Source organism: Enterobacter sp. C4G1 (genome assembly GCF_052886895.1).
The window spans coordinates 1,608,990-1,632,144 of record NZ_JBQVVV010000001.1; the positions used below are offsets into that span (position 1 = coordinate 1,608,990).

Annotated in this window: 23 protein-coding genes, 1 tRNA gene and 1 pseudogene; 10 read left to right on the forward strand and 15 right to left on the reverse strand. The window is 53.8% G+C overall.

Going from position 1 to position 23,155, the window contains the following annotated elements:
- Positions 1-149: 149 nt before the first annotated feature.
- Positions 150-842 (forward strand): hypothetical protein, encoded by a 693-nt coding sequence (locus ACT9TW_RS07710; RefSeq protein ID WP_446492024.1) that lies wholly within the window; start codon positions 150-152, stop codon positions 840-842.
- 228 nt (positions 843-1,070) lie between these two features.
- Positions 1,071-1,550 carry an Hcp family type VI secretion system effector gene (locus tag ACT9TW_RS07715; RefSeq protein WP_446492025.1) on the forward strand — a complete coding sequence of 160 codons (480 nt, stop codon included), beginning with the start codon at positions 1,071-1,073 and terminating at the stop codon, positions 1,548-1,550.
- A 79-nt stretch (positions 1,551-1,629) separates the two neighbouring features.
- Here ACT9TW_RS07715 and treR read toward each other — a convergent pair whose 3' ends face one another.
- The gene (gene treR, locus ACT9TW_RS07720; protein ID WP_446492026.1) at positions 1,630-2,577 is read right to left on the reverse strand and encodes a trehalose operon repressor TreR; all 948 of its coding nucleotides are present in this window, start codon (positions 2,575-2,577) and stop codon (positions 1,630-1,632) included.
- A 390-nt stretch (positions 2,578-2,967) separates the two neighbouring features.
- Here treR and mgtA point away from each other — a divergent pair, with 390 nt between their 5' ends.
- Entirely contained in the window at positions 2,968-5,676 is a 2,709-nt protein-coding gene (gene mgtA / locus ACT9TW_RS07725; protein WP_446492027.1) for a magnesium-translocating P-type ATPase, read from the forward strand.
- Positions 5,677-5,875: 199 nt separating this feature from the next.
- Positions 5,876-8,260 (forward strand): beta-N-acetylhexosaminidase, encoded by a 2,385-nt coding sequence (locus ACT9TW_RS07730; protein WP_446492028.1) that lies wholly within the window; start codon positions 5,876-5,878, stop codon positions 8,258-8,260.
- 82 nt (positions 8,261-8,342) lie between these two features.
- Here ACT9TW_RS07730 and gbpA read toward each other — a convergent pair whose 3' ends face one another.
- The 5 genes from gbpA to ACT9TW_RS07755 form a co-directional block, all read right to left on the reverse strand.
- The gene (gene gbpA / locus ACT9TW_RS07735; RefSeq protein ID WP_446492029.1) at positions 8,343-9,794 is read right to left on the reverse strand and encodes an N-acetylglucosamine-binding protein GbpA; all 1,452 of its coding nucleotides are present in this window, start codon (positions 9,792-9,794) and stop codon (positions 8,343-8,345) included.
- A gap of 129 nt (positions 9,795-9,923) precedes the next feature.
- The gene (ridA, locus tag ACT9TW_RS07740) at positions 9,924-10,310 is read right to left on the reverse strand and encodes a 2-iminobutanoate/2-iminopropanoate deaminase (RefSeq protein ID WP_014068687.1); all 387 of its coding nucleotides are present in this window, start codon (positions 10,308-10,310) and stop codon (positions 9,924-9,926) included.
- Between the two features lie 73 nt (positions 10,311-10,383).
- Positions 10,384-10,845: an aspartate carbamoyltransferase regulatory subunit gene (gene pyrI, locus ACT9TW_RS07745; RefSeq protein ID WP_221551556.1), complete on the reverse strand. Its 462-nt coding sequence runs from the start codon at positions 10,843-10,845 to the stop codon at positions 10,384-10,386.
- Between the two features lie 12 nt (positions 10,846-10,857).
- The gene (pyrB, locus tag ACT9TW_RS07750; protein ID WP_315687709.1) at positions 10,858-11,790 is read right to left on the reverse strand and encodes an aspartate carbamoyltransferase; all 933 of its coding nucleotides are present in this window, start codon (positions 11,788-11,790) and stop codon (positions 10,858-10,860) included.
- A 34-nt stretch (positions 11,791-11,824) separates the two neighbouring features.
- The gene (locus tag ACT9TW_RS07755) at positions 11,825-11,929 is read right to left on the reverse strand and encodes a pyrBI operon leader peptide (RefSeq protein WP_022646880.1); all 105 of its coding nucleotides are present in this window, start codon (positions 11,927-11,929) and stop codon (positions 11,825-11,827) included.
- Between ACT9TW_RS07755 and ACT9TW_RS07760 the strand changes: the two are divergent.
- A pseudogene (locus ACT9TW_RS07760) lies at positions 11,909-12,026 on the forward strand (hypothetical protein). The gene ACT9TW_RS07755 and the pseudogene ACT9TW_RS07760 overlap by 21 nt on opposite strands.
- A gap of 3 nt (positions 12,027-12,029) precedes the next feature.
- Here the strand turns inward: ACT9TW_RS07760 and ACT9TW_RS07765 are convergent.
- The 5 genes from ACT9TW_RS07765 to arcA all read right to left on the reverse strand — a co-directional run bounded on the left by ACT9TW_RS07765 (position 12,030) and on the right by arcA (position 17,306).
- Complete coding sequence (locus ACT9TW_RS07765; RefSeq protein ID WP_014068690.1) at positions 12,030-12,509, reverse strand: arginine repressor; 480 nt, start codon at positions 12,507-12,509, stop codon at positions 12,030-12,032.
- A gap of 75 nt (positions 12,510-12,584) precedes the next feature.
- The gene (locus ACT9TW_RS07770) at positions 12,585-13,988 is read right to left on the reverse strand and encodes a YfcC family protein (RefSeq protein WP_182059393.1); all 1,404 of its coding nucleotides are present in this window, start codon (positions 13,986-13,988) and stop codon (positions 12,585-12,587) included.
- A 47-nt stretch (positions 13,989-14,035) separates the two neighbouring features.
- A complete protein-coding gene (argF, locus tag ACT9TW_RS07775; RefSeq protein ID WP_182059394.1) occupies positions 14,036-15,040 on the reverse strand; it encodes an ornithine carbamoyltransferase in 1,005 nt (334 codons plus the stop codon).
- Positions 15,041-15,163: 123 nt separating this feature from the next.
- The gene (locus ACT9TW_RS07780; RefSeq protein WP_182059395.1) at positions 15,164-16,075 is read right to left on the reverse strand and encodes a carbamate kinase; all 912 of its coding nucleotides are present in this window, start codon (positions 16,073-16,075) and stop codon (positions 15,164-15,166) included.
- Between the two features lie 10 nt (positions 16,076-16,085).
- On the reverse strand, positions 16,086-17,306 hold the full coding sequence (gene arcA / locus ACT9TW_RS07785) for an arginine deiminase (RefSeq protein ID WP_446492030.1): 1,221 nt from the start codon (positions 17,304-17,306) through the stop codon (positions 16,086-16,088).
- A gap of 669 nt (positions 17,307-17,975) precedes the next feature.
- On the opposite strand from arcA, the gene ACT9TW_RS07790 reads away from it, so the two are divergent.
- Complete coding sequence (locus ACT9TW_RS07790; RefSeq protein ID WP_315687713.1) at positions 17,976-18,428, forward strand: YhcH/YjgK/YiaL family protein; 453 nt, start codon at positions 17,976-17,978, stop codon at positions 18,426-18,428.
- Between the two features lie 182 nt (positions 18,429-18,610).
- Here ACT9TW_RS07790 and ACT9TW_RS07795 read toward each other — a convergent pair whose 3' ends face one another.
- The 4 genes from ACT9TW_RS07795 to argL form a co-directional block, all read right to left on the reverse strand.
- On the reverse strand, positions 18,611-19,045 hold the full coding sequence (locus tag ACT9TW_RS07795) for a DUF3828 domain-containing protein (RefSeq protein ID WP_315687714.1): 435 nt from the start codon (positions 19,043-19,045) through the stop codon (positions 18,611-18,613).
- 1 nt (position 19,046) lies between these two features.
- Positions 19,047-19,409, reverse strand: a complete 363-nt coding sequence (locus ACT9TW_RS07800) for a CHAP domain-containing protein (RefSeq protein WP_315687715.1) — start codon at positions 19,407-19,409, stop codon at positions 19,047-19,049.
- A 286-nt stretch (positions 19,410-19,695) separates the two neighbouring features.
- Complete coding sequence (argF, locus tag ACT9TW_RS07805) at positions 19,696-20,700, reverse strand: ornithine carbamoyltransferase (protein WP_315687716.1); 1,005 nt, start codon at positions 20,698-20,700, stop codon at positions 19,696-19,698.
- Positions 20,670-20,765: a putative translational regulatory protein ArgL gene (gene argL / locus ACT9TW_RS07810; RefSeq protein ID WP_446492031.1), complete on the reverse strand. Its 96-nt coding sequence runs from the start codon at positions 20,763-20,765 to the stop codon at positions 20,670-20,672. Before argL ends, argF (ACT9TW_RS07805) begins: the two co-directional genes overlap by 31 nt.
- 99 nt (positions 20,766-20,864) lie before the next feature.
- On the opposite strand from argL, the gene rraB reads away from it, so the two are divergent.
- The 4 genes from rraB (at position 20,865) to ACT9TW_RS07830 (ending at position 23,040) form a co-directional block, all read left to right on the forward strand.
- Positions 20,865-21,287 carry a ribonuclease E inhibitor RraB gene (rraB, locus tag ACT9TW_RS07815; RefSeq protein ID WP_182059399.1) on the forward strand — a complete coding sequence of 141 codons (423 nt, stop codon included), beginning with the start codon at positions 20,865-20,867 and terminating at the stop codon, positions 21,285-21,287.
- 42 nt (positions 21,288-21,329) lie between these two features.
- Positions 21,330-22,088 (forward strand): tRNA isopentenyl-2-thiomethyl-A-37 hydroxylase MiaE, encoded by a 759-nt coding sequence (gene miaE, locus ACT9TW_RS07820; protein WP_446492032.1) that lies wholly within the window; start codon positions 21,330-21,332, stop codon positions 22,086-22,088.
- A gap of 30 nt (positions 22,089-22,118) precedes the next feature.
- Positions 22,119-22,850 carry a topoisomerase II gene (locus ACT9TW_RS07825; RefSeq protein WP_446492033.1) on the forward strand — a complete coding sequence of 244 codons (732 nt, stop codon included), beginning with the start codon at positions 22,119-22,121 and terminating at the stop codon, positions 22,848-22,850.
- 105 nt (positions 22,851-22,955) lie between these two features.
- A tRNA-Leu gene (locus ACT9TW_RS07830) sits at positions 22,956-23,040 on the forward strand.
- Positions 23,041-23,155 lie beyond the last annotated feature (115 nt).

Sequence of the window (23,155 nt, forward strand, 5' to 3'; positions counted from 1 at the left end):
TGAGTGAAAAACTAAAAGTGGTATTAAAAATACCGGGTCATTGTCTTAAAAAGACAGTTACAGGTCTTAAATGCGATCCAGGTTGTAAATCAGGACTGGCATCGGGCATAAGCTCGCCATCAATTTCCTAAAATAAGCATGGGGCGATAATGTACGGAAATGAAGAGATAATCAGTTATTTACAGGCTAATAAAATACTTGCGCTTAAACTCGAACATGCTGTAACTGCCGTCGGCCAGCAGGTCAAAAATCAGGTAGATACAATAGGTAAAGGAGCGACTCGCTTGTTGTATTACACCTCATGTTTTACAGATGAATATAATGATATTTGTCAAAGGCTAAAGGCCGAAGATCTACGTTTCAGGGATGCCGTTTATAAGGTGATAAGCGATGTTGATGTGGTTTGTAACATGCTTGATATCTATTTCGAAGAAATTTTTAAATATAAAACATCAGGCCAGTTAGAGTATATCAAACAGCGTTTGATGGCCGTAAATGTTCATGTTGCAGCTGTTACTCTCACCGGTGCCGGATTTACGTTAGCTGTCGCCGCCTACGTTCGTCTTGGGTTAAATCTCAGCCTCGAATTAAGTGCTATTTCAGGTGTCTGGGCTTCCCGCGGTATTGCCCTTGTTGGCCTTTATGGCGTAGTGCAGAAAGCCGCGGATAGTGCTCACCGCCTACAAATTGAATTCCCTGCCTATTATTCTGCACTTTATGCTCAAGGGCTCGAAATGCTTTACTTTCTTATCGAGCCGGTATTTCAGAAGGCGGGTGCAATGAAGGCTCAATGGGCGTCAAATGATGATGTTGCGGATATTATTAGCAGGATGAACCAATAGCTATGATGAGTTACATCAAACGATTTTTACGGTGGCAGGGTCGAATACTCTTCTCGGTCTATGGACCGACTGCGTTAACAATCATATTTGCCCTGGTACAGGCCCATTTTTTTCCTGGCAGCCCTGTCTGGCCAATCGGTATTTTCTTCATTGTCGTAATGATTATTTTTGGTCGTTATGTAAAACACTGAGTCTCCCATTATTGATATCCATTAATAAGGAAATGATATGTCTACTCCCGCACATTTATGGCTTGAGGATGAGAACGGATCGCCGGTTGTAGGCAGTTGTATAATGCCTCTTCGCCTGGGTTCTATTGAGTTAAAATCGTTTTCCCACGGAGTAACCATTCCGGTTGATCCAAGCTGGGGAAAACTCACTGGGACTCGCGTTCACCGCCCAATCACTATAGTTAAAGAATTTGATCAGACAACCCCCCTTCTTTACCGTGCCGTATGCGAAGGGCGAACCATGAAGAAAGCAACAATTAAAATGTACCGTATTCTGGAGGCAGGTATTGAAGCCGAGTACTTCAATATTATTCTGGAAAATGTCAAATTCACAACAGTAGCGCCATACTTGTCACCCAACAGCATAAGCAGTACTCACCTCGAAACGCTTGAATTGCGTTATGAGGCGATCACATGGAAGTATACGGAAGGCAATATCCTATACCGTGATTCATGGAACGATCGCTGCTGTGCATAATATCGAAAGGAATAGCGCAGGAGATGTTGATACGCTCATTGATCTTTATTGCCATACGCTTATTTCTAACGGCTATCCGCTATGAAAGGTGGGCGGGAATAACGATCTGACGCGGTTCAGCACGGCCGTTGATCTGCTCGATCAACTGGCTCGCCGCCTGGCGTCCTGCTTCGGCGTAGCCGGGGTCGACGGTGACTATTTCGGGGTGCAAAAACTTCATCAGCGGCGTGCTGCCAACACTTGCGAGTTGCAGATTATCGATCCGTTGTTCTTGCAGATATTTGCTGGCACCCAGCGCCAGGGTATCGGTGGCGCACACCAGCGCAGTGGTTTGCGGCGTCAGGACGTCTGCCACTTTTTCGTAGCCCTGCTTCATGGCCAGACCCGGCAGGGCAGCCACGGCAGGAAGTGCGTATTTTTTGCAGAATGCCAGATAGGCTTCATGACGGCGTTTACCGGTGGTCACGTCCGCATGGGGCACGCCGAGGAAGCTGATATGGCGATGGCCTTGATCGTATAAGCGCTGCATCAACGTGTAGATAGCGCCTTCATCGTCATAACAGACAGAGGCAAAACCACTGGCATCGCGCGCCAGCAGCACCAGCGATGGCTGCCAGGGTTTAAGCATCTCTTCTTTAATGCCGGTAAAGCCAAACAGCACCACGCCATCGATGTTGCGGCGTTGCAGCATTCCCAGGTGCTCTTCCACCAGCTGTGGCGAAAACTGGCTTTCCATCATAATCGGGTCGTAACCCTGTTCGTAGAAGGCAGGCAGCATGGTCTGAACGGCCAGGTTTTCAGACAGGGAATCGAGGCGCGACACAATAATAGCGACCACTTTGTCACTTTGCCCGCGCATGGCGCGCGCGGAGCGGGAAGGGGAAAAACCGTGCTGATTCATGACCGCCTCGACGCGCTCGCGCGTGCGCTCGCTGACACCACTTTCGTTGTTCAGCACCCGCGACACGGTGGATTTCCCCACGCCGCTTAAACGCGCGATGTCTTTAATGGTAAGGCGGTTTTGCATCCTTTATTCCCTGTAACAGCGACGGCGGTCGTCAATTGAGCGTAATGGTATAGCGTGATTTTGCTATGGGCAAAGTCTGGTTTACGTACGGTTTACTTGCGCGGGGTTATAATACCGCCCGAATCGTCACAAACGGTACGGTTAATTCCTTATACTGCGCGGCGAAATTCTGATTTTACTTACCGGAGGTTACATGGATCCCGATCCCACGCCTCTCCTGAACGGGAGAGCGCTTTCTTTCCGGTAAGCCAGCCTTTTGCTGTCTCACCGGTGATGTGAGGCAGCAACGTCCCCAACGTTTCTGCTAATAATTAAAGTGCCGCCAGGTACGGATTTACCGTGTCTGCCAGCAAAACTGCGTTCGCCGCTGCGCGCGCAGGAGAGCTTATTATGCTGAAAAATATCACCCGGCAGCTGCTTGATCAGCTGAGCCGCCACCTGCCACGCCGTCTTATCCAGCGTGACCCGATGCCAAACGCCAAAAATCTGGCGGGCGCGGTTATTCCTTCTTCCCTGACCGAGCGCTGCCTGAACGTGGCGGCGATGGACGAAAACGAAGTCTGGCGCGCCTTTGGCGGGCACCCGGAAGGGCTGAATGCAATCGAAGTCGATAAAACCCGCGCCGAGCATGGCGACAACCAAATCCCGGCGCAAAAACCTTCGCCCTGGTGGGTGCACCTGTGGGTTTGCTACCGCAACCCGTTCAATCTGCTGCTGACGGTACTTGGTATTATCTCGTATGCCACCGAAGACCTGTTTGCCGCAGGCGTTATCGCCCTGATGGTGGGGATTTCCACGCTGCTGAACTTTATTCAGGAAGCCCGCTCCACCAAAGCGGCCGATGCCCTGAAAGCGATGGTCAGCAACACCGCCACCGTCTCGCGCGTGATTAATGAACTGGGTGAAAACGCCTGGCTTGAACTGTCTATCGATCAGCTGGTTCCGGGCGACCTGGTGAAGCTTGCGGCCGGCGATATGATCCCGGCTGATTTACGCATCATTCAGGCGCGCGATCTGTTTGTCGCTCAGGCGTCGTTGACCGGCGAATCACTGCCGGTGGAGAAAGTGGCGCGTACCCGCGATCCGCAGCAGATGAACCCGCTGGAATGCGACACCCTGTGCTTTATGGGCACCACGGTGGTCAGTGGAACCGCGCAGGCCATTGTGACCGCAACGGGCGGTAACACCTGGTTTGGCCAGCTTGCCGGGCGTGTAACAGAGCAGGAAAGCGAACCTAACGCCTTCCAGAAGGGGATTGGCCGCGTCAGTATGCTGCTGATCCGCTTTATGATGGTGATGACGCCGATTGTGTTGCTGATTAACGGCTATACCAAAGGCGACTGGTGGGAAGCGGCGCTGTTTGCGCTCTCTGTTGCCGTGGGCTTAACGCCAGAAATGCTGCCGATGATTGTCACCTCCACGCTGGCGCGCGGGGCGGTAAAACTCTCTAAGCAAAAAGTCATTGTTAAACACCTCGACGCTATCCAGAACTTTGGCGCGATGGACATCCTCTGCACCGATAAAACCGGGACGCTGACCCAGGATAAAATCGTGCTGGAGAACCATACCGATATCTCAGGCAAGACCAGCGAACGCGTGCTGCACAGCGCCTGGCTTAACAGCCACTACCAGACCGGGCTGAAAAACCTGCTCGACGTTGCGGTGCTGGAAGGCGTGGGTGAAGAGTCTGCCCGCGCGCTGTCTGGCCGCTGGCAGAAAGTGGATGAGATCCCGTTTGATTTTGAGCGCCGCCGTATGTCGGTGGTGGTGAGTGAACAGCAGGATGTGCATCAGCTGATCTGCAAAGGGGCGTTGCAGGAGATCCTTAATGTGTGCACCCAGGTACGGCACAACGGTGATATCGTCCCATTGGACGACATCATGCTGCGCCGTATCAAACGCGTGACCGACAACCTGAACCGTCAGGGGCTGCGCGTGGTGGCGGTGGCCAGCAAATTCCTGCCAGCGCGCGTTGGGGATTATCAGCGCATTGATGAATCAGACCTGATCCTTGAAGGCTACATCGCGTTTCTCGATCCGCCAAAAGAGACGACGGCTCCGGCGCTGAAAGCCCTGAAAGCGAGCGGTATCACCGTGAAAATCCTCACCGGCGACAGCGAGCTGGTGGCGGCAAAAGTGTGTCACGAAGTGGGGCTGGATGCCGGCGACGTGGTGGTGGGAAGCGAGATAGAACATCTTTCTGACGATGAGCTGGCCCGGCTTGCCCAGCGCACCACGCTGTTTGCCCGACTGACGCCGATGCACAAAGAGCGCATTGTTACGCTGCTGCGCCGCGAAGGGCATGTGGTGGGCTTTATGGGCGATGGCATCAACGATGCTCCGGCGCTGCGTGCGGCAGATATTGGTATTTCTGTTGACGGTGCCGTGGATATTGCCCGTGAAGCGGCGGATATCATTTTGCTGGAAAAAAGCCTGATGGTGCTGGAAGAGGGGGTTATCGAAGGCCGCCGTACCTTTGCCAACATGCTGAAGTACATCAAAATGACCGCCAGCTCGAACTTCGGTAACGTCTTCAGCGTGCTGGTGGCGAGTGCGTTTTTGCCGTTCCTGCCAATGCTGCCGCTGCACCTGCTGATCCAGAACCTGATGTACGATGTCTCTCAGGTGGCGATCCCGTTTGATAACGTGGACGATGAGCAGATCCAGAAGCCACAGCGCTGGAACCCGTCCGATCTTGGCCGCTTTATGCTGTTCTTTGGGCCGATCAGCTCCATTTTTGACATTCTGACCTTCTGCCTGATGTGGTTTGTGTTCCATGCCAACACGCCTGAACATCAGACCCTGTTCCAGTCTGGCTGGTTCGTGGTGGGCCTGCTGTCGCAAACGCTGATTGTGCATATGATCCGTACCCGACGTATTCCGTTTATTCAGAGCCGTGCCGCATGGCCGCTGATTGTGATGACGGGGATTGTGATGGTGCTGGGTATTGCGCTGCCGTTCTCTCCGCTGGCGAGTTACCTGCAATTGCAGGCGCTACCGCTGAGCTACTTCCCATGGCTGGTGGCGATCCTCGCGGGCTATATGGTGCTGACCCAGATGGTGAAAGGGTTCTATGCGCGCCGGTATGGGTGGCAGTAAAAAAATGCCCGGTGGCGCTGCGCTTACTGGGCCTACGATCCGAATGTAGGCCGGGTAAGGCGAAGCCGCCACCCGGCAACTGGCTTTCCTCCCAAATTCGACAACCTGTGATCTCTGTTGCGTCATTCGCTTGACGACAAATTGAGCGCATGTTAACAGAATGTTTTGCCTTTTTTGGCCCGTCAAATAAGGAACATTCATGTTACGGTACAGTCTCTTAACCGCCGGGCTTATGCTCGGCGCTTCTGCGTTTGCCGCTCCGGCAGGTGACCTTCCTCTGATGCCCTGGCCTGCAAAGGTTGAACGCCCGACAACTCAGGGCGCGCTGGTGCTTAGCGATAATATCTCTGTAAGCGTCAGCGGTGATGACCTGGGTGACGCGGTCAACCGCCTGCGCCAGCGCATTGCGCTGCAAACCGGCTGGACGCTGCGACCGCAGGCCGATAAGCCAGACAAACCCACCATCCGCATCGACATCGCTAAAAAAGTGAAGCCGCAACCGCTGCCCGACAGTGATGAGAGCTACACGCTTAAGGTTGACGCAAACGGCGTGAATATCTCGGCCAACACCCGCTTTGGCGCACTGCGCGGGATGGAAACGCTGCTCCAGCTTATCCAGAACGGACCAGAAAATACCGCGATACCCTGGGTCACCATTGAGGATGCGCCGCGTTTCCCGTGGCGTGGGTTACTGCTTGATTCCGCCCGCCACTTTATCCCGCTGAACGACATCAAACGCCAGATTGACGGGATGGCGGCGGCAAAACTGAACGTGCTGCACTGGCATCTGACCGACGATCAGGGCTGGCGCTTCACCTCGAAGCGCTATCCAAAGCTTACGCAGCTTGCCAGCGACGGGCAGTTTTACACCCCTGACCAGATGCGTGAGATCGTGCGTTACGCCACTGACCGTGGCATTCGCGTGGTCCCGGAAATCGACATGCCGGGTCATGCGTCGGCAATTGCTGTTGCCTACCCCGAGCTGATGAGTGCGCCAGGGCCTTATGAGATGGAACGCCACTGGGGGGTGCTGAAGCCGGTACTGGATCCGACCAAAAAGGCAACTTACAGCTTTGCAGAGGCAATGGTCAGCGAACTGGCGGCGATCTTCCCCGACCCGTATCTGCATATCGGTGGCGATGAGGTGGACGACACGCAGTGGAAAGAAAACGCCGCTATTCAGAAATTCATGCGTGATAACAAGCTGGCAGACAGCCATGCATTGCAGGCGTATTTCAACCGCAAGCTGGAAACGCTTCTTGAAAAACATCACCGGCAGATGGTGGGCTGGGACGAGATCTTCCATCCCGACCTGCCAAAAAGCATTCTGATCCAGTCCTGGCAAGGGCAGGATGCACTGGGGCAGGTGGCCGATAAGGGCTACAAAGGCATTCTCTCGACCGGTTTTTATCTCGACCAGCCACAGTCGACGGCCTATCACTACCGCAATGAGATCGTGCCGCAGGGCTTAAACAATGTGGATGTGATCGGCGATAACGACAGCCCACAGAGCTGGGTCTTCACCCTGCCGCGCCTGAAAGGCAAGCCAGTAGAAGGGAGCTTTACCCTGGTGAAAGGCGATTCCGGCTGGCGAGGATTTATCGATTTTGCCGGCAAGTCGCGCCGCGCGGTTCAGAACATCGAATGGCGTAGCGATGACCAGGTGACGTTTACCGTTGATACCTGGATGGGCGAAACGCGCCCGGTGGTGACGGTGGGTACGGATACGCTGAGTGGCTATTTCCTGCTGGGCAACGCCCGTTACCCGGTCAGCGGCAAGCTGCTGGATGAGGTGCCAAAAGGTATCGCTCCGGTCGTGCCAGATGCTGCCCAACAGGCCAATCTGCTGGGTGGCGAAGCCGCGCTGTGGGCCGAAAACGTGGTTGCACCTGTGCTGGATATTAAACTCTGGCCGCGCACCTTTGCCGTGGCGGAACGCTTGTGGTCGGCGCAGGATGTGAACGATACCGACAACATGTACACCCGTTTGCAGGCGATGGATAGCTGGTCGACGGTGTCGGTGGGGCTTCAGCAGCACAGCCAGCAGCAGGCGTACTTCACCCGCCTGGCGAACAATGGCGACAGCCTGCCGCTGCTGATCCTCGCGCAGGCAGTGGAACCGGCCCAGTATTACACCCGCCAGCACCTGAAGTTCCAGGCCGGGAATTATCATCAGTTTGAGCCGCTCAACCGTTTTGCTGATGCGCTTAGCGCTGAAAGCGCCACCGTGCGTCAGATGAATAAATGGGTCGACAGGCTGGTCAGCGATGCAGAAGACACGGAAAGTGCGGATGCGCTGCGCCACGTGTTTAACCGCTGGCAAAGCAATACCAGCGATGCGCTGGCGCTGAGCGGAAACAACTATCAGCTCAGGGCGATTAAACCGGTGATTCAGGAAGTGGACAAGCTGGCCTCGATTGGCCTGCGCTTAACCGATCTGGTGGCGCGTCAGGGGACGCTGGATGACAAAGAAATTGCGTCGATTCAGGCTGAGTTGGATAACGCGGCGAAAATTCAGGATGAGGTGGTGATTGCGGCGGTTTACCCGCTGGAGACGCTGCTCAGAGCCACGCGGAATCAGTAGTAAAGAACCCTCTCCCACAGGGAGAGGGAATTTATACACCCTCTCCCTGTGGGAGAGGGCCGGGGTGAGGGGATCAGACGACTCAGTGCTTAAGAACCCACGCCTCTTTCCAGTGTGAACCTACGCCAGGCTCATACTGATTCGCATACTGACTCCACTGCACGCAGTAGCCGCTGTACGGGAATGGCTTACACTCATAGGTCTTACCGTCTTTTGGCTGCAACACTACCGTGCCCGCTTTATAGGCGGTGATGTTCGCCGGGAAACTAAAGTCGTAATGGCCCGTATTTCCGGTTGCTGCATCCTCTTCCAGCATCAGGTTCAGGACATCCTGCGCAAACAGGGTGCCGTCCTGATTAGTTGCGTAGTATTTCAGCATGTGGTGGCCCGGCTCAACGTTGGTCAGGGTCATGGTAACGTCCTGATTCACGTTGTTCATCTCCTGCTTCAGATAGCCTTTCTCCGCGCCGTTATGATTCATCACATGGGCTTCAAAATCCACGTTACCGTGGGTGTTCAGATGGAAGGAGACCGTGGCATTACCCTGCTCGATTTTGCTGTACTGAAGGCCTGATACCGCAATGGTTTCATTAACCTGCGCTTTCTGTTCTTCGTAGGAAATCGCTACCGATTTTAACGTGCTCCCCTCTTTGACGAAGATGCTGTTGGCTCCATGGATCGGGCTGATTTCACCGGAGGCATCTTTTACCCCTACGCGAATCGCGCTCTGCGCGGTGTTAAGCTTCTGCGCCAGATCGTAAGACCACTGGTTCGCGTCACCCTGTTCGGCAGAGGCGATGGTCATCTCTGTGCGCATGGCGGTCACTTCACCGTGAGCGTCAAAGAAGCGAGCAATCACTTTGTCGCCAGCATTCAGGTTATTCCCCGTGATCTGGCCGCTCAGCGTGGTGCTCCATTCGGAAACTACAGCTGGTGTTTCGTCGGGTTTGACCGTACCGTCATTACCGAAATCAACGTCAATAGCCTGATAGAAACTGTTTGTTGTATCAGCAATTTCCCATACGCCATAAATAACCTGGTAACCGGTACGTTCAGGTACATTACAATTCATACTCTGACGTGCAGCCGGTGCCTGGTTATTACCGTTGATAGTACAGAATGGGGTTGATTCAAATTGATCGCGAGTCAGCGGCTTATTTGGATCCCAATTCTGTTTGGTCATATAATAACGCCAGTTGGTGGTTTTGTGCGGCGCGGTGTGATACCAGACAAACTCATGCGGGCCTGCGGTCATCGGCGTTTTAGTCCAGGCATTCAGGCTCTGTTTATCAAGCTGTGAGTAGTTGGCAATGCCAGCGCTGGCGAGCTGTCCGTCTGGCGGCAATGCGCCCGCAGGGAAGCCGGAGGTTTTTTCCACGCTCTGCGGTTCATATTGCACGGAGCCACAATCAATATTTTGACCGAGCTTACACATATAGGCGCGGCTGGCCGGGGATTCAATATAACCGTGAGCGAAAGCGGATGAGGCAATGGTCAGTGTCGCCACCGCCAACGCAATTTTTGAAGGTTTCATTTTTAGTCCATTAATAATAGATAGCATCTGATGTTATTAATGGGAGCAGGGGGATGTCATGCTGCGGCGAGAGGAAAAATATCCAAAAAAAATGGACGGCCGGAGCCGCCCATTTTTTATTGAAATAAATTAACGACGTACTGCAATCGCTTCTATTTCAATTTTCACGTCTTTCGGCAGACGCGCCACTTCAACGCAAGAGCGCGCCGGGAAGGTGGCATTGTGTTCGGTGAAGAATGCTTCGTAGGTCGCGTTTACGGTCGCGAAATCGTTCAGGTCTTTCACGAATACCGTGGTTTTCACGATATCGCCCACTTTCAGACCTGCGGATTCAACGATAGCCTGCACGTTTTCCAGTGACTGACGAGCCTGCGCGGCCACGTCTTCCGGCACGGCGCCGGTTTTTGGGTTAACCGGGATCTGGCCTGAGGTAATAATCATGCTACCCAGATCAACGCCCTGAACGTATGGGCCGATAGCCGCTGGTGCATTTTCCGTCGCGAGTACTTTGGTCATGATTTCTCCAGAATAACAGCTGATTTAAGAGTCCCGGCCATTATAACAGCCGGGATTTCATTACCAACCTCAATTAGTTGGCCAGCACCACATAATGAGAAAACTCTTTTTCGCAGTATTTGCATTTGAGTGCGATGTCATCAGCGCGTTTTTTCACTGCAAAACTGGAGGAAACCGGCTCAGCATGGCTGATGCAGTTACTGTTCGGGCAGACCAGCACGCTTTCGATACGATCCGGCAGGCTTGGGCGTGATTTACCCACTACGTCATAATCGTCGATACGGTTTACGGTGGCGTCCGGTGCGTACAGCGACAGCTGGTTTACCTGCTCGTCGGTCAGGAACGTATTCTCAATTTTGATCAGATCTTTGCGGCCCATTTCGCCAGACGGCAGGTTCAGACCGATGGTGATGCGCTGGTCGGTTTCGGTCAGTTTGAACAGGGTCAGCAGCTTAAAGCCCACCTGCGCAGGGATGTGGTCAATCACGGTGCCACGTTTGATGGCTTCAACCTGAAGTTTGTTATCGTGTGTCATTGTCATTTCCCCTTACAGAGCTAATTCGCGATTCAGAACCAGTGCCAGTAACGCCTGGCGAGCGAAGATGCCGTTCCCGGCCTGCTGGAAGTACCAGGCGTGTGGCGTCTTATCAACGTCTGTTGTGATCTCATCGATACGCGGCAGCGGATGCAGCACCTTCATGTTGTCGCGCGCGCCCTCGAGGTCGCTGGCGCGCAGCACAAACTGCGCCTTCACGTTGGCGTATTCGGAGGGATCCAGGCGCTCTTTCTGCACGCGGGTCATATACAGAATATCCACGCTGCTCATCACCTCTTCGATGCTGGCGTGCAGGCTCCACTGAATGCCTTTTTCGTCCAGCATATCGAGGATGTACTGCGGCATCGCCAGCGCGTCCGGGGCGATAAAGTAGAAGCGGTTACCGTTAAATTTCGCCAGCGCCTGGGTCAGGGAGTGGACGGTACGGCCATATTTCAGGTCACCGACCATGGCGATGTTCAGGTTTTCCAGGCTGCCCTGGGTTTCCTGAATGGTGAACAGATCCAGCAGCGTTTGCGTCGGGTGCTGGTTCGCGCCATCCCCGGCATTCAGTACCGGAATGCCACCGGAAAACTCGGTCGCCAGACGGGCGGCGCCTTCCTGCGGATGACGCATCACGATGGCGTCAACGTAGGTGCTGATAACTGAAATCGTGTCCGCCAGCGTTTCGCCTTTTTTACCCAGCGACGTGTTGCTGCTGTCTGAGAAGCCCACCACGCTTGCGCCCAGGCGGTGCATGGAGGTTTCAAAGGAGAGGCGCGTACGGGTAGAGGCTTCGAAGAAGCAGCTCGCAATGACTTTGTGTTTAAGCAGCTCCGGTTGCGGATTGGCCTTCAGTTTTGCCGCGGTTTCCAGAACCAGTTCCAGCTCTTCGCGGCTGAGGTCGTTTATGGAAATGATGTGTTTTTGATAAAGCGGATTCATGTTTATCTCCTGACGCCGGGCAAAAAAAAGCCCCTCAAATGAGGGGCTCTGGGAATAGGTTTAGCAACGGGAAGAAAAACGGCAGGCCAGCGTCTGATTTCAGACGCGGTAAGACGTTATGTCGTACACGCTTGACCATGCTTCCTCCCGGCAAATTGTCGGGCATTATACGCACCCCGATTTTCGGATCAAGCGATTTAATGCACACTTTACTCAATGCAAACGGTTCTTTGTGAATATTAATTCGTTCTGAGTAAATAATTAATTTGTTTGTGTACCAGGGCAGTGCGCTTTACCACGCGTGGCGCAACCCAGACAATACTGCTTCCGGCAACCACGCCTAAAATTTCCGGTAACTGGTGATAATCCAGAATACGCGCCACCGCGCGGCCATATCCGGCAACGGTGTGGATAAGGATAAATTCGCTATTATGCTCCACGCTGACCACCATTTCGGAAACCGTACGAGCGGCATCGGGCGCCGGGCGTAACTGGTGATTCAACGAATAAATCTTTAGCCCTTTGGCATTTCGAATTTTTATGACACCGAGCAACTTGAGCAGACGTGAAACGGTGGACTGACTGATGCTGTCGAACCCCCGCTCCTGTAAGTCGCGGCGAATTTCTTCCTGGGAGAGATAACTCTTTTCGGTAATCAGACGCTGACACACTGTCAGCTGTAGCTGTTCCTTTGGAGAGTAATCACCATATTCCGTCATAACTTAATCCCATGTAATTGGCTGAAACAAAACGCCCGGTGGCGTTACGCTTACCGGGCCTACAACGTCAAAAGATCACAACAACGCCCCGAGGCTCAACGCCACCATAATCACCACCGTCAGGATCGCCAGCAAAGGGGCAACCCACTTCAGGTAACGCACGTAGGGGACGCGGGCGATCGCCAGCCCGCCCATCACGACGGCAGAGGTCGGCGTGACCAGGTTAACGATGCCGGAAGCCGACTGATAAGCCGTCACCACCAGGTCGCGGTTGACGTTAGCGAAATCGGCAAGCGGTGCCATGATCGGCATCGTCAGAACGGCCAGGCCGGATGAAGAAGGCACAAGAAACGACAACACCACCTCCAGCCAGTACATCACGTTGATAAATGCGACGGTCGGCAAACCGCTCACCAGCCCTTCAGCGCTGTGCAAAATGGTGTGGGTAATCATGCCCTTATCCATTATCACTACGATACCGCGCGCAATACCGATAATCAGCGCGACACCCAGCAAATCCCGCGCGCCGTTGATAAAGGTTGAGGTAAGTTCTTCTTCGCTCATGCGGGCGATAAGCCCGACGATGATCGCGCTGGCGAGGAACACCGCGGAGATCTCCGCCATCCACCAGCCAAGCACCGCCACGCCGTAAATCATCACCGCGAAGGCGAGGGCGAAAATCACGAGGATGATTTTGCGCACCGGGGTAAATTCCAGCGACTGTTCGCCTTTGTTGCCGAGGAAATGGGCGAGGTTTTCTTCCTGCTTGTCTGCAACGATAGAGAGAGACGGATCCTTGCGCACTTTACGGGCGTAACGCATTACCCACGCCACGCAGATGACCCAGCCAATCACCAGTAGCGCCACGCGCAGGGCGATACCGTTGGTAAAGGGGATCCCGGCGGCGTTGGCGGCGATCACCGTGGCAAACGGGTTGATGGTGGAGCCGAGCGTGCCGATCCCGGCACCAAGCAGCACGGTAGACGCCGCCACCACCGGATCAAAACGGGCAGCCAGCATCACCGGCACCAGCAGCGTGTAGAACGGTAGAGACTCCTCGGCCATACCGTAAATGGTGCCGCCAGCGGCAAACAGCGCCATCAGGATCGGGATCATCCACTCTTCGCGACCCCGCAGGCGGGTGGTGACACGCTCGATCCCGGCATCAATGGCCCCGGTTTTGGTGACGATCCCCAGAAACCCCCCGATGATCAGAATGAACAATGCCACGTCGATCGCACCCGCCTGACCAGACTCGGGATCGTACAGCCCGGCGATAGGGGCCATAAGCACCGAAATAATGCCCTGCGGATGTGCGGCAACGTGGGCGTAAGTTCCGGCAATGGGCACTTCTTTGCCGAGGGCCGCGTTCATCGCCATCTGGTACTGACCGGCCGGAACAACCCAGCTCAGCGCGGCCACAACGGCAATCAGAAAGAAGAGAATGGTGTAAGCAGAGGGAAACCTGAATTTGCCCATGATGTTCTCCTGAAACCCGGCGCACCCCGTGGCACGCCGGGCGGTGATTAGTCGCCGAGTGTCGCCACCATGACCGCTTTAATGGTGTGCATCCGGTTTTCGGCTTCGTCGAAGACGATAGAGTTCGGTGATTCAAAGACCTCTTCCGTCACTTCCAGCCCTTTCAGGCCGTAGGCCATTTCGATTTCGCGACCCACTTTGGTGTGCTCGTTATGGAACGCAGGCAGGCAGTGCATGAACTTGACGTTCGGGTTGCCGGTGGCTTTCATCACCCTCGCGTTGATCTGATACGGCGTCATCAGGCTGACGCGCTCGGCCCAGGCTTCCTTCGGCTCGCCCATCGATACCCACACGTCGGTGTAGAGGAAATCGGTGCCGTGAACGCCTTCTTCTACGTCGTCAGTCAGGGTGATGCGTGCGCCCGTTTCTTTGGCGATGGCGCGGCACTGCTCAACCAGCCCGGCTTCTGGCCAGAAGGATTTCGGCGCCACAAGGCGGATATCCATGCCCATTTTGGCGGCGCCCACCATCAGTGAATTGCCCATGTTGTTGCGTGCATCGCCCAGGTAGGCAAAGCTCAGCTCCGGCAGGGTTTTGCCCGGCGCGTGCTCCAGCATGGTCATCAGGTCGGCAAGAATTTGGGTCGGGTGGAATTCATCGGTCAGGCCGTTCCAGACCGGCACGCCCGCGTACTCGCCAAGCTCCTCAACAATCGCCTGGCCGTAGCCGCGATACTCGATGCCGTCGTACATACGGCCCAGCACGCGGGCGGTGTCTTTCATCGACTCTTTATGGCCAATCTGCGAACCGCTTGGGCCGAGATAGGTCACCTGCGCGCCCTGGTCGAACGCGCCCACTTCAAAGGCGCAGCGCGTGCGGGTGGAGGTTTTTTCAAAAATCAGCGCGATGTTTTTGCCGACCAGGGTTTGCTTTTCGCGTCCGGCTTTTTTGGCGGCTTTCAGGTCAATGGCGAGGTCGATCAGGTACTGGATCTCTGCCGGGGTGTAGTCCAGCAGTTTGAGGAAATTGCGGTTTTTCAGGTTGATGGTCATGGGTAAATCCTTTTTAAATCGTTAGCTGTCTGATGCCCTCACCCCGGCCCTCTCCCACGGGGAGAGGGGGGCTTACATTCCCTCTCCCTCCGGGAGAGGGTTAGGGTGAGGGGAAACGGGTGCTCAATTACGAATCAACGTGCCTTTCTCGCCCGCCAGGATCTCCGCGCCATCGGCCAGTGCGCCGATCCCGGCAATGCCGTTGCAGGTTTCAACAAATTCGCGGCAGGCGGCCACTTTCGGCCCCATCGAGCCGGCGTCGAACTGCATCTCTCTGAGCAGTTCCGGCGTGACCTGTGCCAGCGGTCGCTGGGTGGGTTTGCCCCAGTCGAGATACACCGCATCGGCATCGGTCAGGATCAGCAGGGCATCGGCCTCTATCTGGCGTGCCAGCAGCGCAGCGGACAGATCTTTGTCGATAACCGCTTCAATGCCGTGGTAGCCGTTGGCGTTTTCCACCACCGGAACCCCGCCGCCACCGTTACAAATCACCAGGTGATCGCGCTGGATAAGCGCGGTAATGGCATCGCTTTCCACAATGCGTTTCGGCTGCGGGGAAGGCACCACGCGGCGGAAGTAGCGGCCATCGGCCTTAAACACCCAGCCTTTTTCCGCTGCCAGCGCGCTGGCTTGTTCTTCGCTGTAGACCGGGCCGATGTACTTGGTCGGGTGAGTAAATGCAGGGTCGGCAGCATCCACTTCCACCTGGGTGAGCAGCACGCTTACTTCACGCTGAGGCAGATTGTTTTTCAGCGCTTGCTGGAGCATGTAGCCGATCATCCCCTGGCTTTCGGCTCCGAGGATGTCGAGCGGGTAGGGGGTGACCTTGTCATACGCGCTGTTTTGCAGTGCCAGCAGCCCGACCTGCGGCCCGTTGCCGTGCACCAGCACTACGCGCCACTGCTCGGTAAGCCCGGCGATGGTGCGGGCCGCCAGCTCGATGTTCTGGCGCTGGATCTCCGCTTCCAGCGGTTCACCGCGTTTGAGCAACGCGTTACCGCCAAGCGCGACGACCAGAGTGGGTTTTCTTTCCATGATGGCTCCTTTAAATTCCGTCGCGTTCCAGCGGGCAGCTCATGCAGCGCGCGCCGCCACGGCCACGCCCCAGTTCGTCGCCAGGGATTGGCAACACGGTGATCCCGGCCTTGTCGTACTTCTCGTTGGTCCAGATGTTGCGCTCGTAGCCAATCACCACGCCCGGGCGGATGGTCAGCACGTTGTTGGCGTCGTTCCACTGTTCGCGTTCGGCTTCAAAGGCATCGCCACCGGTGGTGATCAGGCGCACGTGGTTAATGCCGAGCGCTTTTTCGATGGCGTGGAGCAGGTCGGTTTCCTGGGTGCGCAGCAGGCCGCCGCGTCCATCCGGCGTGAGCGTCCAGCACTGGGCGTCTTTGCGCACCACTTCCGGGTAGACGGAGAAGGTGTCGACATCGATGTGGGTCATCACCGTGTCGAGGTGCATACAGGAGCGGTGTTTTGGCAGCTCAACGGCGATCACGCGTTCGGCCTGGCGGTGTTTGAACAGACTGTTGGCAAGGAACTCCACGCCCTGCGGGGTGGTGCGTTCAGACATACCGATTAATACCGCGCCACGGCCAATCACTAATACATCGCCGCCCTCTAATGTTGCGTGGTCGTAATTAATATTGTCGTCACCGAAGTACTTAATAAAATCACCATCGGCAAAAGCAGGATGCCAGCGATATATAGCACGCAGGTTATTGGTTTCACGCTGGCGGGCGGGCTTGGCCATTGGGTTAATGGACACACCGTTATATATCCAGCAGGAGGTATCGCGGGTAAATAAATGGTTTGGCAGCGGCTTCATAATAAAATCATTTGCCGTGTGGGTATCGACAACCATATTTTTAATTGCCGCCGGAATTTCACCGTAGGTTAATCCGCCGCTTAACCGGCGTGCCAGCTCGCGGTGCGGCATATCGGCCAGCCAGCTGCGGACATCGCTCGCAAAGGTTGGCCCCAGGCGATAGTCAGAGATTTGGGTTTCCAGCAGCCAGGCTTTGGCGTCTGCAATATCAAGGGTTTGTGTCAGAAGGTCGGTTAACAGCAGGACTTCCACACCCTGCTCGCGCAGCGTGTTTGCGAATATGTCATGTTCTTCACCCGCACGTTCAACGGATAACACATCATCGAATAATAATTCCTGGCAATTCGAAGGGGTTAAGCGTTTTAAACTTAAATTAGGGCGATGCAGCATAACACTGCGCAATTGACCAATTTCAGAACCGACGTAATGCTTTTCCATAATTATTCCTTTAACTGTTTTTCAGAATAAAAAGGGCTGGGCCATGCAGTTATTTACATGGCGGATAAGCTCAATTGATTTCACGGCTCATACTAGGCGACTTGTTATTTCATTTTGTGATGTTGCTCACGCTGAATGGGGTATTTATGCGTTTGTTTTTATTTGCATGATGCGTATCAGATAATGACTAAATAAACATTATCCAGAGATGAATAACTACGCGATATTCTTCGGTCTTATTTGTATTTGTTATTAACTTGTAGAATTTAATGCTTTGAAATATCTGGTTATCACGTTGATTTCAAAGCATTAAATTTTCATGATGGAATGACTATGCAAAAACACGCATTAATTATTTTTGACTTAAGGAAAATCAATAAATATTTATTTGTTGATTCTGCAAATTATCAAAATGGTGAAATGTGAGGCAGGAGTGGTTTTTGTGATTAGGTTTTCGTAATCAACAGGTTGGGTTTATGCACGTAAAGCCCTTGTTCTGAGGTTATGCATAACGACTGCATATTTTCCTGTGGCCGGTTAACAGGCAATTAACAGATTTCCCGATAAACATGCGTTTACGCAAATCTCTTCTAAAAAGTGGTGGTATGGCAGTGGTAATTCTCGTATAAAAGATAAAATGAAACGATGTTTTATATTAAGGGTTAGATCATGATTGTTGGCAACATCCACCATTTACAGTCCTGGCTGCCGCAAGAACTGCGTCAGGCCATTGAACACATCAAAGCGCATGTCACCGATGCCACCCCGCTCGGCAAGCACGATATTAACGGTAACAACCTGTTTTACCTGGTATCTGAAGACATGACTCAGCCGTTTGCTGAGCGCCGCGCGGAGTATCACGCGCGCTATCTGGATATCCAGATAATCATGAAAGGCCAGGAAGGGATGACCTTCAGCACCCTGCCGCACGGCACGCCGGATACCGACTGGCTGGCGGATAAAGACATCGCGTTCCTGCCAGAAGGCGAGCAGGAGAAAACCGTGGTGTTAAGCGAAGGGGATTTTGTGGTGTTTTACCCGGGAGAAGTGCACAAGCCGCTGTGCGCAGTGGGCAAGCCTGCGCAGGTGCGCAAGGTCGTGGTGAAGATGCTGGTCAGCTGAACCTGTTTTGTGCCCTCTCCCGGTGGGAGAGGGCCGCATCGGTGCCTGATTTACCCGGTGGCGCTTCGCTTACCGGGCCTACTATAAATTTTGCGATGTATTGATATCGTTGCACAAAGTAGGCCGGGTAAGCGCAGCGCCACCCGGCAAGAAAGGCGGCGGCATTATTGGTCACGGGGGGATTAATTATTATCCCGTGCGGCTACAGACTGGATTTTCCAGATCCCATCTTCTTTAACCATGCAATCAATGACTGTGTGCTGAGTCTTTTTGCCAAACGTGATATTCACGTTTACACAGACCGGGTCTGAATCATACGAATCAATAACAACATTCTCAGCCCAGTCCTCGCCTATGTACTGCGACTTCAAAAAAAAATCAGCCTCATAAAACTCATCGTCGGCATAATGCGGATCATCTGCGTGACGTAATTTTTTCATCGTACTAGCCGTAACGAACTTATCAATTTCATTTCCCTGTTGGATGGGATAATGATCGTTGTTCACTTGTTTGATGTACCAGCGATTGAATTCAAGGGCGCGCTGCATCGGTATTTGAAAATCTTCGGCCCCCATTGCTGCTGCGCTGAACAACACAAGAAAGACGAGTTTTTTCATATTAGTAATGCCTGTATAAAGTTACTGCTGGCTGGAGTTGGCGATACGTCGGCCCCGGATACAGTGTTCTCTGTTTGAAATCTGAATACCAGGTTCCAGTCCCATCGTAAATACAGACATGACCATACTCATTTGGGCCGGGCAAGGCATTAATTACAGCGATATCCCCCTCTATAGGGGTACTATAAACTTTAGTAAACCCCGCTTTTTCAAGAGAACGCCAAAAATCCTTCGCGTTTGCCCCTTCGATTTTAAGGCCTCCGGCTCGAATAGCTGCAGCTATTGCGCGAGCACAATAGTGTCCAGTATGGGCTTGTGCGTGGCTGCGGGCATATGACACAGCTTCATGCTTATTCCATGACATAAATAATCCTTATTAATAGAACGTAGTAATAAGGAAATATTACGCCGATAACATACAATGCTTTGTAATTGATAATGACTGAATATTAATCATCATCTATCCAATAAATAATGGCTAATAAAATCATAAATAAATATTATGGCTGATATCTATCTGTGGAAGTGTTAGCAAAATGAATTTTCTTTGCCAGTTTACAAGCAGAGGGAAACTTTCTGCTCGTAAACTGGAAATGATTTTCGACTGAGAATAATTCAGCATCAATTACTATGAGAAAGCGGAGAGAGGATCACACCCCAAGTGTCGCCACCATCACCGCCTTAATGGTATGCATCCGGTTTTCTGCCTGGTCGAACACAATACTCGCCGCCGACTCAAACACCTCGTCCGTCACTTCCATCCCACCGTGCAGGTCGAACTCTTTCGCCATCTGCTTGCCGAGTGTGGTCTGGTCGTCATGGAATGCAGGCAGACAGTGCAGGAACTTCACGTCCGGGTTGCCGGTCAGCGCCATCATCTGGCTGTTCACCTGATAGCTGCGCAGCAGCGCAATACGCTCCGCCCACTTCTCTTTTGCCTCGCCCATCGACACCCACACGTCGGTATAGATGAAGTCAGCGCCTTTCACACCTGCCGCCACATCTTCCGTCAGGGTGATTTTCCCGCCATTCTTCGCGGCCAGCGCGCTGCACTCTGCCACCAGGCTCTCTTCCGGCCAGCAGGCTTTTGGCGCCACCAGGCGCAGATCCAGCCCGGTCAACGCGGCGGCTTCAAGCATGGAATTGCCCATGTTGTTACGCGCATCGCCCGCATACACCAGCGTCATCTCGTTAAACGCTTTGCCTGGCAGATGCTCCTGCATGGTCAGCAGGTCGGCTAACAGCTGAGTTGGGTGGAACTCGTTGGTCAGCCCGTTCCACACTGGCACGCCAGCATACTGCGCCAGGGTTTCAACCACTTCCTGACCGTGGCCACGGTACTGAATGCCATCGTACATGCGGCCCAGCACGCGCGCGGTATCTTTAATTGATTCTTTATGCCCAATCTGGCTGCCGCTCGGCCCTAAATACGTGACGCGCGCGCCCTGGTCAAATGCGGCAACTTCGAAAGAGCATCGTGTACGGGTTGAGTCTTTTTCGAAGATGAGCGCGATGTTTTTACCGGTAAGCTTCTGTACTTCCTTGCCATTTTTTTTATCAGCTTTGAGCTGTGCGGCAAGTGTCAGCAGAGAGGTGAATTGTGCAGGGGTAAAGTCGAGCAATTTCAGAAAGTGTTTCTTATACAGATCAGACATTTTATCCTCACATGGCGAATGCCACTTATTGAATTAAAATTCACTTTATATGTATGAATATTCATTTGCAACCCCGTTTCACAAATCTTTCTTACAAAGGTGGAGGCAAACACGTCCGTGTGTGAAAATAGAAGTATCTGCCGCACTTTAAAGAGGAATGAGCCATGGCAAACCCGGAACTACTGGAAGAGCAACGCGAAGAGACGCGTCTGATTATTGAGGAACTGCTGGAAGACGGCAGCGATCCGGACGCGCTGTACACCATCGAGCACCATTTCTCTGCCGACGATTTTGAAGCGCTGGAAAAGCTGGCGGTTGAAGCCTTCAAACTGGGTTACGAAGTGACCGAGCCAGAAGAGCTGGAAGTGGAAGAGGGCGACACCGTCATCTGCTGCGATATCCTGAGCGAAGGCGCGCTGAAAGCTGAGCTTATTGATGCGCAGGTAGAACAGCTGATGAACCTGGCCGAGAAGTTTGAAGTGGAATACGACGGCTGGGGAACCTACTTCGAAGATCCGAACGGTGAAGACGGCGACGAAGATGACGAAGATTTCATCGACGAAGACGACGATGGCGTGCGCCACTGATTGTATTTTGCGGCAGCTTCGGCTGCCGCTTCAGGAACCCTAATGGATTACCCGCAGATACTCGCCCCCGTACTCAACTTCCTCCAGTGCCCGACCCCGCAAGCATGGATTGATAAAGCCCGCGACCCGGCCAACCTGCCGCTGCTGCTGACCGACCATATGGTGTGTGAACTCAAAGCCGCACAGACTGCGCTCCTGCTGGTGCGTAAATATGTCGCCGATGAAAGCGGTGCCGACGCGCTGCTCGACTGGCTTAAACCCTACGAAGTCTTTACCTTCCGCGACGGCCCGGAGCCGGACTTCATCGCCCTGCACAAGCAGATTGGCAAAAGCGTGATGCCCAAAACCGACGACCCGTGGGGCCAGTTGCTTATCGACAGCATGGTGCTGCTGATAAAGGAAGAGCTGCACCACTTCTGGCAGGTGCGCGAGGCGATGCTGGCGCGCGATTTTCCGTACGTCAAAATCACCGCCAGCCGCTACGCCAAAGGGATGCTGAAAGAAGTGCGCACTCACGAACCGCTGACGCTTATCGACAAGCTGATTTGCGGGGCCTATATCGAAGCCCGTTCCTGCGAGCGCTTTGCCGCACTGGCGCCGTTCCTCGACGACGATTTGCAGAAGTTCTACCTGTCGCTGCTGCGCTCGGAAGCACGCCATTATCAGGACTATCTGACCCTTGCCCAGCAGGTGAGCGACAACGATATCTCACCCCGGGTAAAGCTTTTTGGTGAAATTGAAGCCACACTTATCTCGACACCGGACAACGAGTTCCGCTTCCATAGTGGCGTGCCGGTGTAAACCGACACTGCAAAAGGATGCGAGATCGAGATGAGAAAAACGTGGATACGTATTGTCGTGGTGGCCGTAGTGGCCGCCGCTGTGGCGTTCTGGGTCTATTTTGATAAGCAGCGCTTGCAGCAAGATCCGGAACAACAGCTTGATACCACCCTGAACGCCATGCCCGCATGGCAGGTGCTGAAAGAACAAGAGCCGGCGCTGCAAAAGCGCATCCGCGAGCAGATCCTCACCATGCAGAAGGCGGGTGAATCTGAACAGCACATCATCGATGTGATCCAACCGCAAATCCTCAACCTGCAAATGTCGCGCCTGCAATACGCCCCGGATGCCAACGTGGTGGAGTATATGAAGGCCAATATGGAGCAGACCGCCGCCATCCAGAAGGTGAGTGACGATGCCTGTTTCCGGTTCTTGTACCCCGGCGTGAAGGGCGGGGTGAACCCGATGCGGGTGCTCGATAAGCCGATGATGCAGCGCCGAATGCAGGCCGATGCAGACATGATGCGCGCCGCCTACGGGAAAAACCGCCACACCGTGACACCCGAGGAGCGCGCCGCCGCCGTAGCCGATGTGCGACCCATAATGAAGGAGCTTGCCGACAAATACGGCGAGGCCATCCAGCTGCTGCAAACTCCTGAGCAAGCGGTGGGCAAGGAGAAGCTTTCGTGCGATATGGTGCAGGATATGTGGGCGAAGGTGCTGAAGCTGCCAGAGCCGAAGGCGGCTGGCGTGATTCGACTGGCGGTTTCCGAGCTGGATTGACGAGTGTGCTGATTTTTTGGGCACTTAGCGTGGGTTTAGCGCGTCGCTGCTTGCATGGCGGCGCGCGACAGGTATAATCCACAACGTTTCCGCATCCCCTTCAGTGCCGAAGTGGCGAAATCGGTAGACGCAGTTGATTCAAAATCAACCGTAGAAATACGTGCCGGTTCGAGTCCGGCCTTCGGCACCATAAGATGCAAAAGAAAGTCGCTTAAGGGCGGCTTTTTTTGTATCTGGAATCCAGTATCCGCAAGGCTTTCCTCGCTTTTTCACACACCTAAGTCCACTTGGTTCAATCAACATCA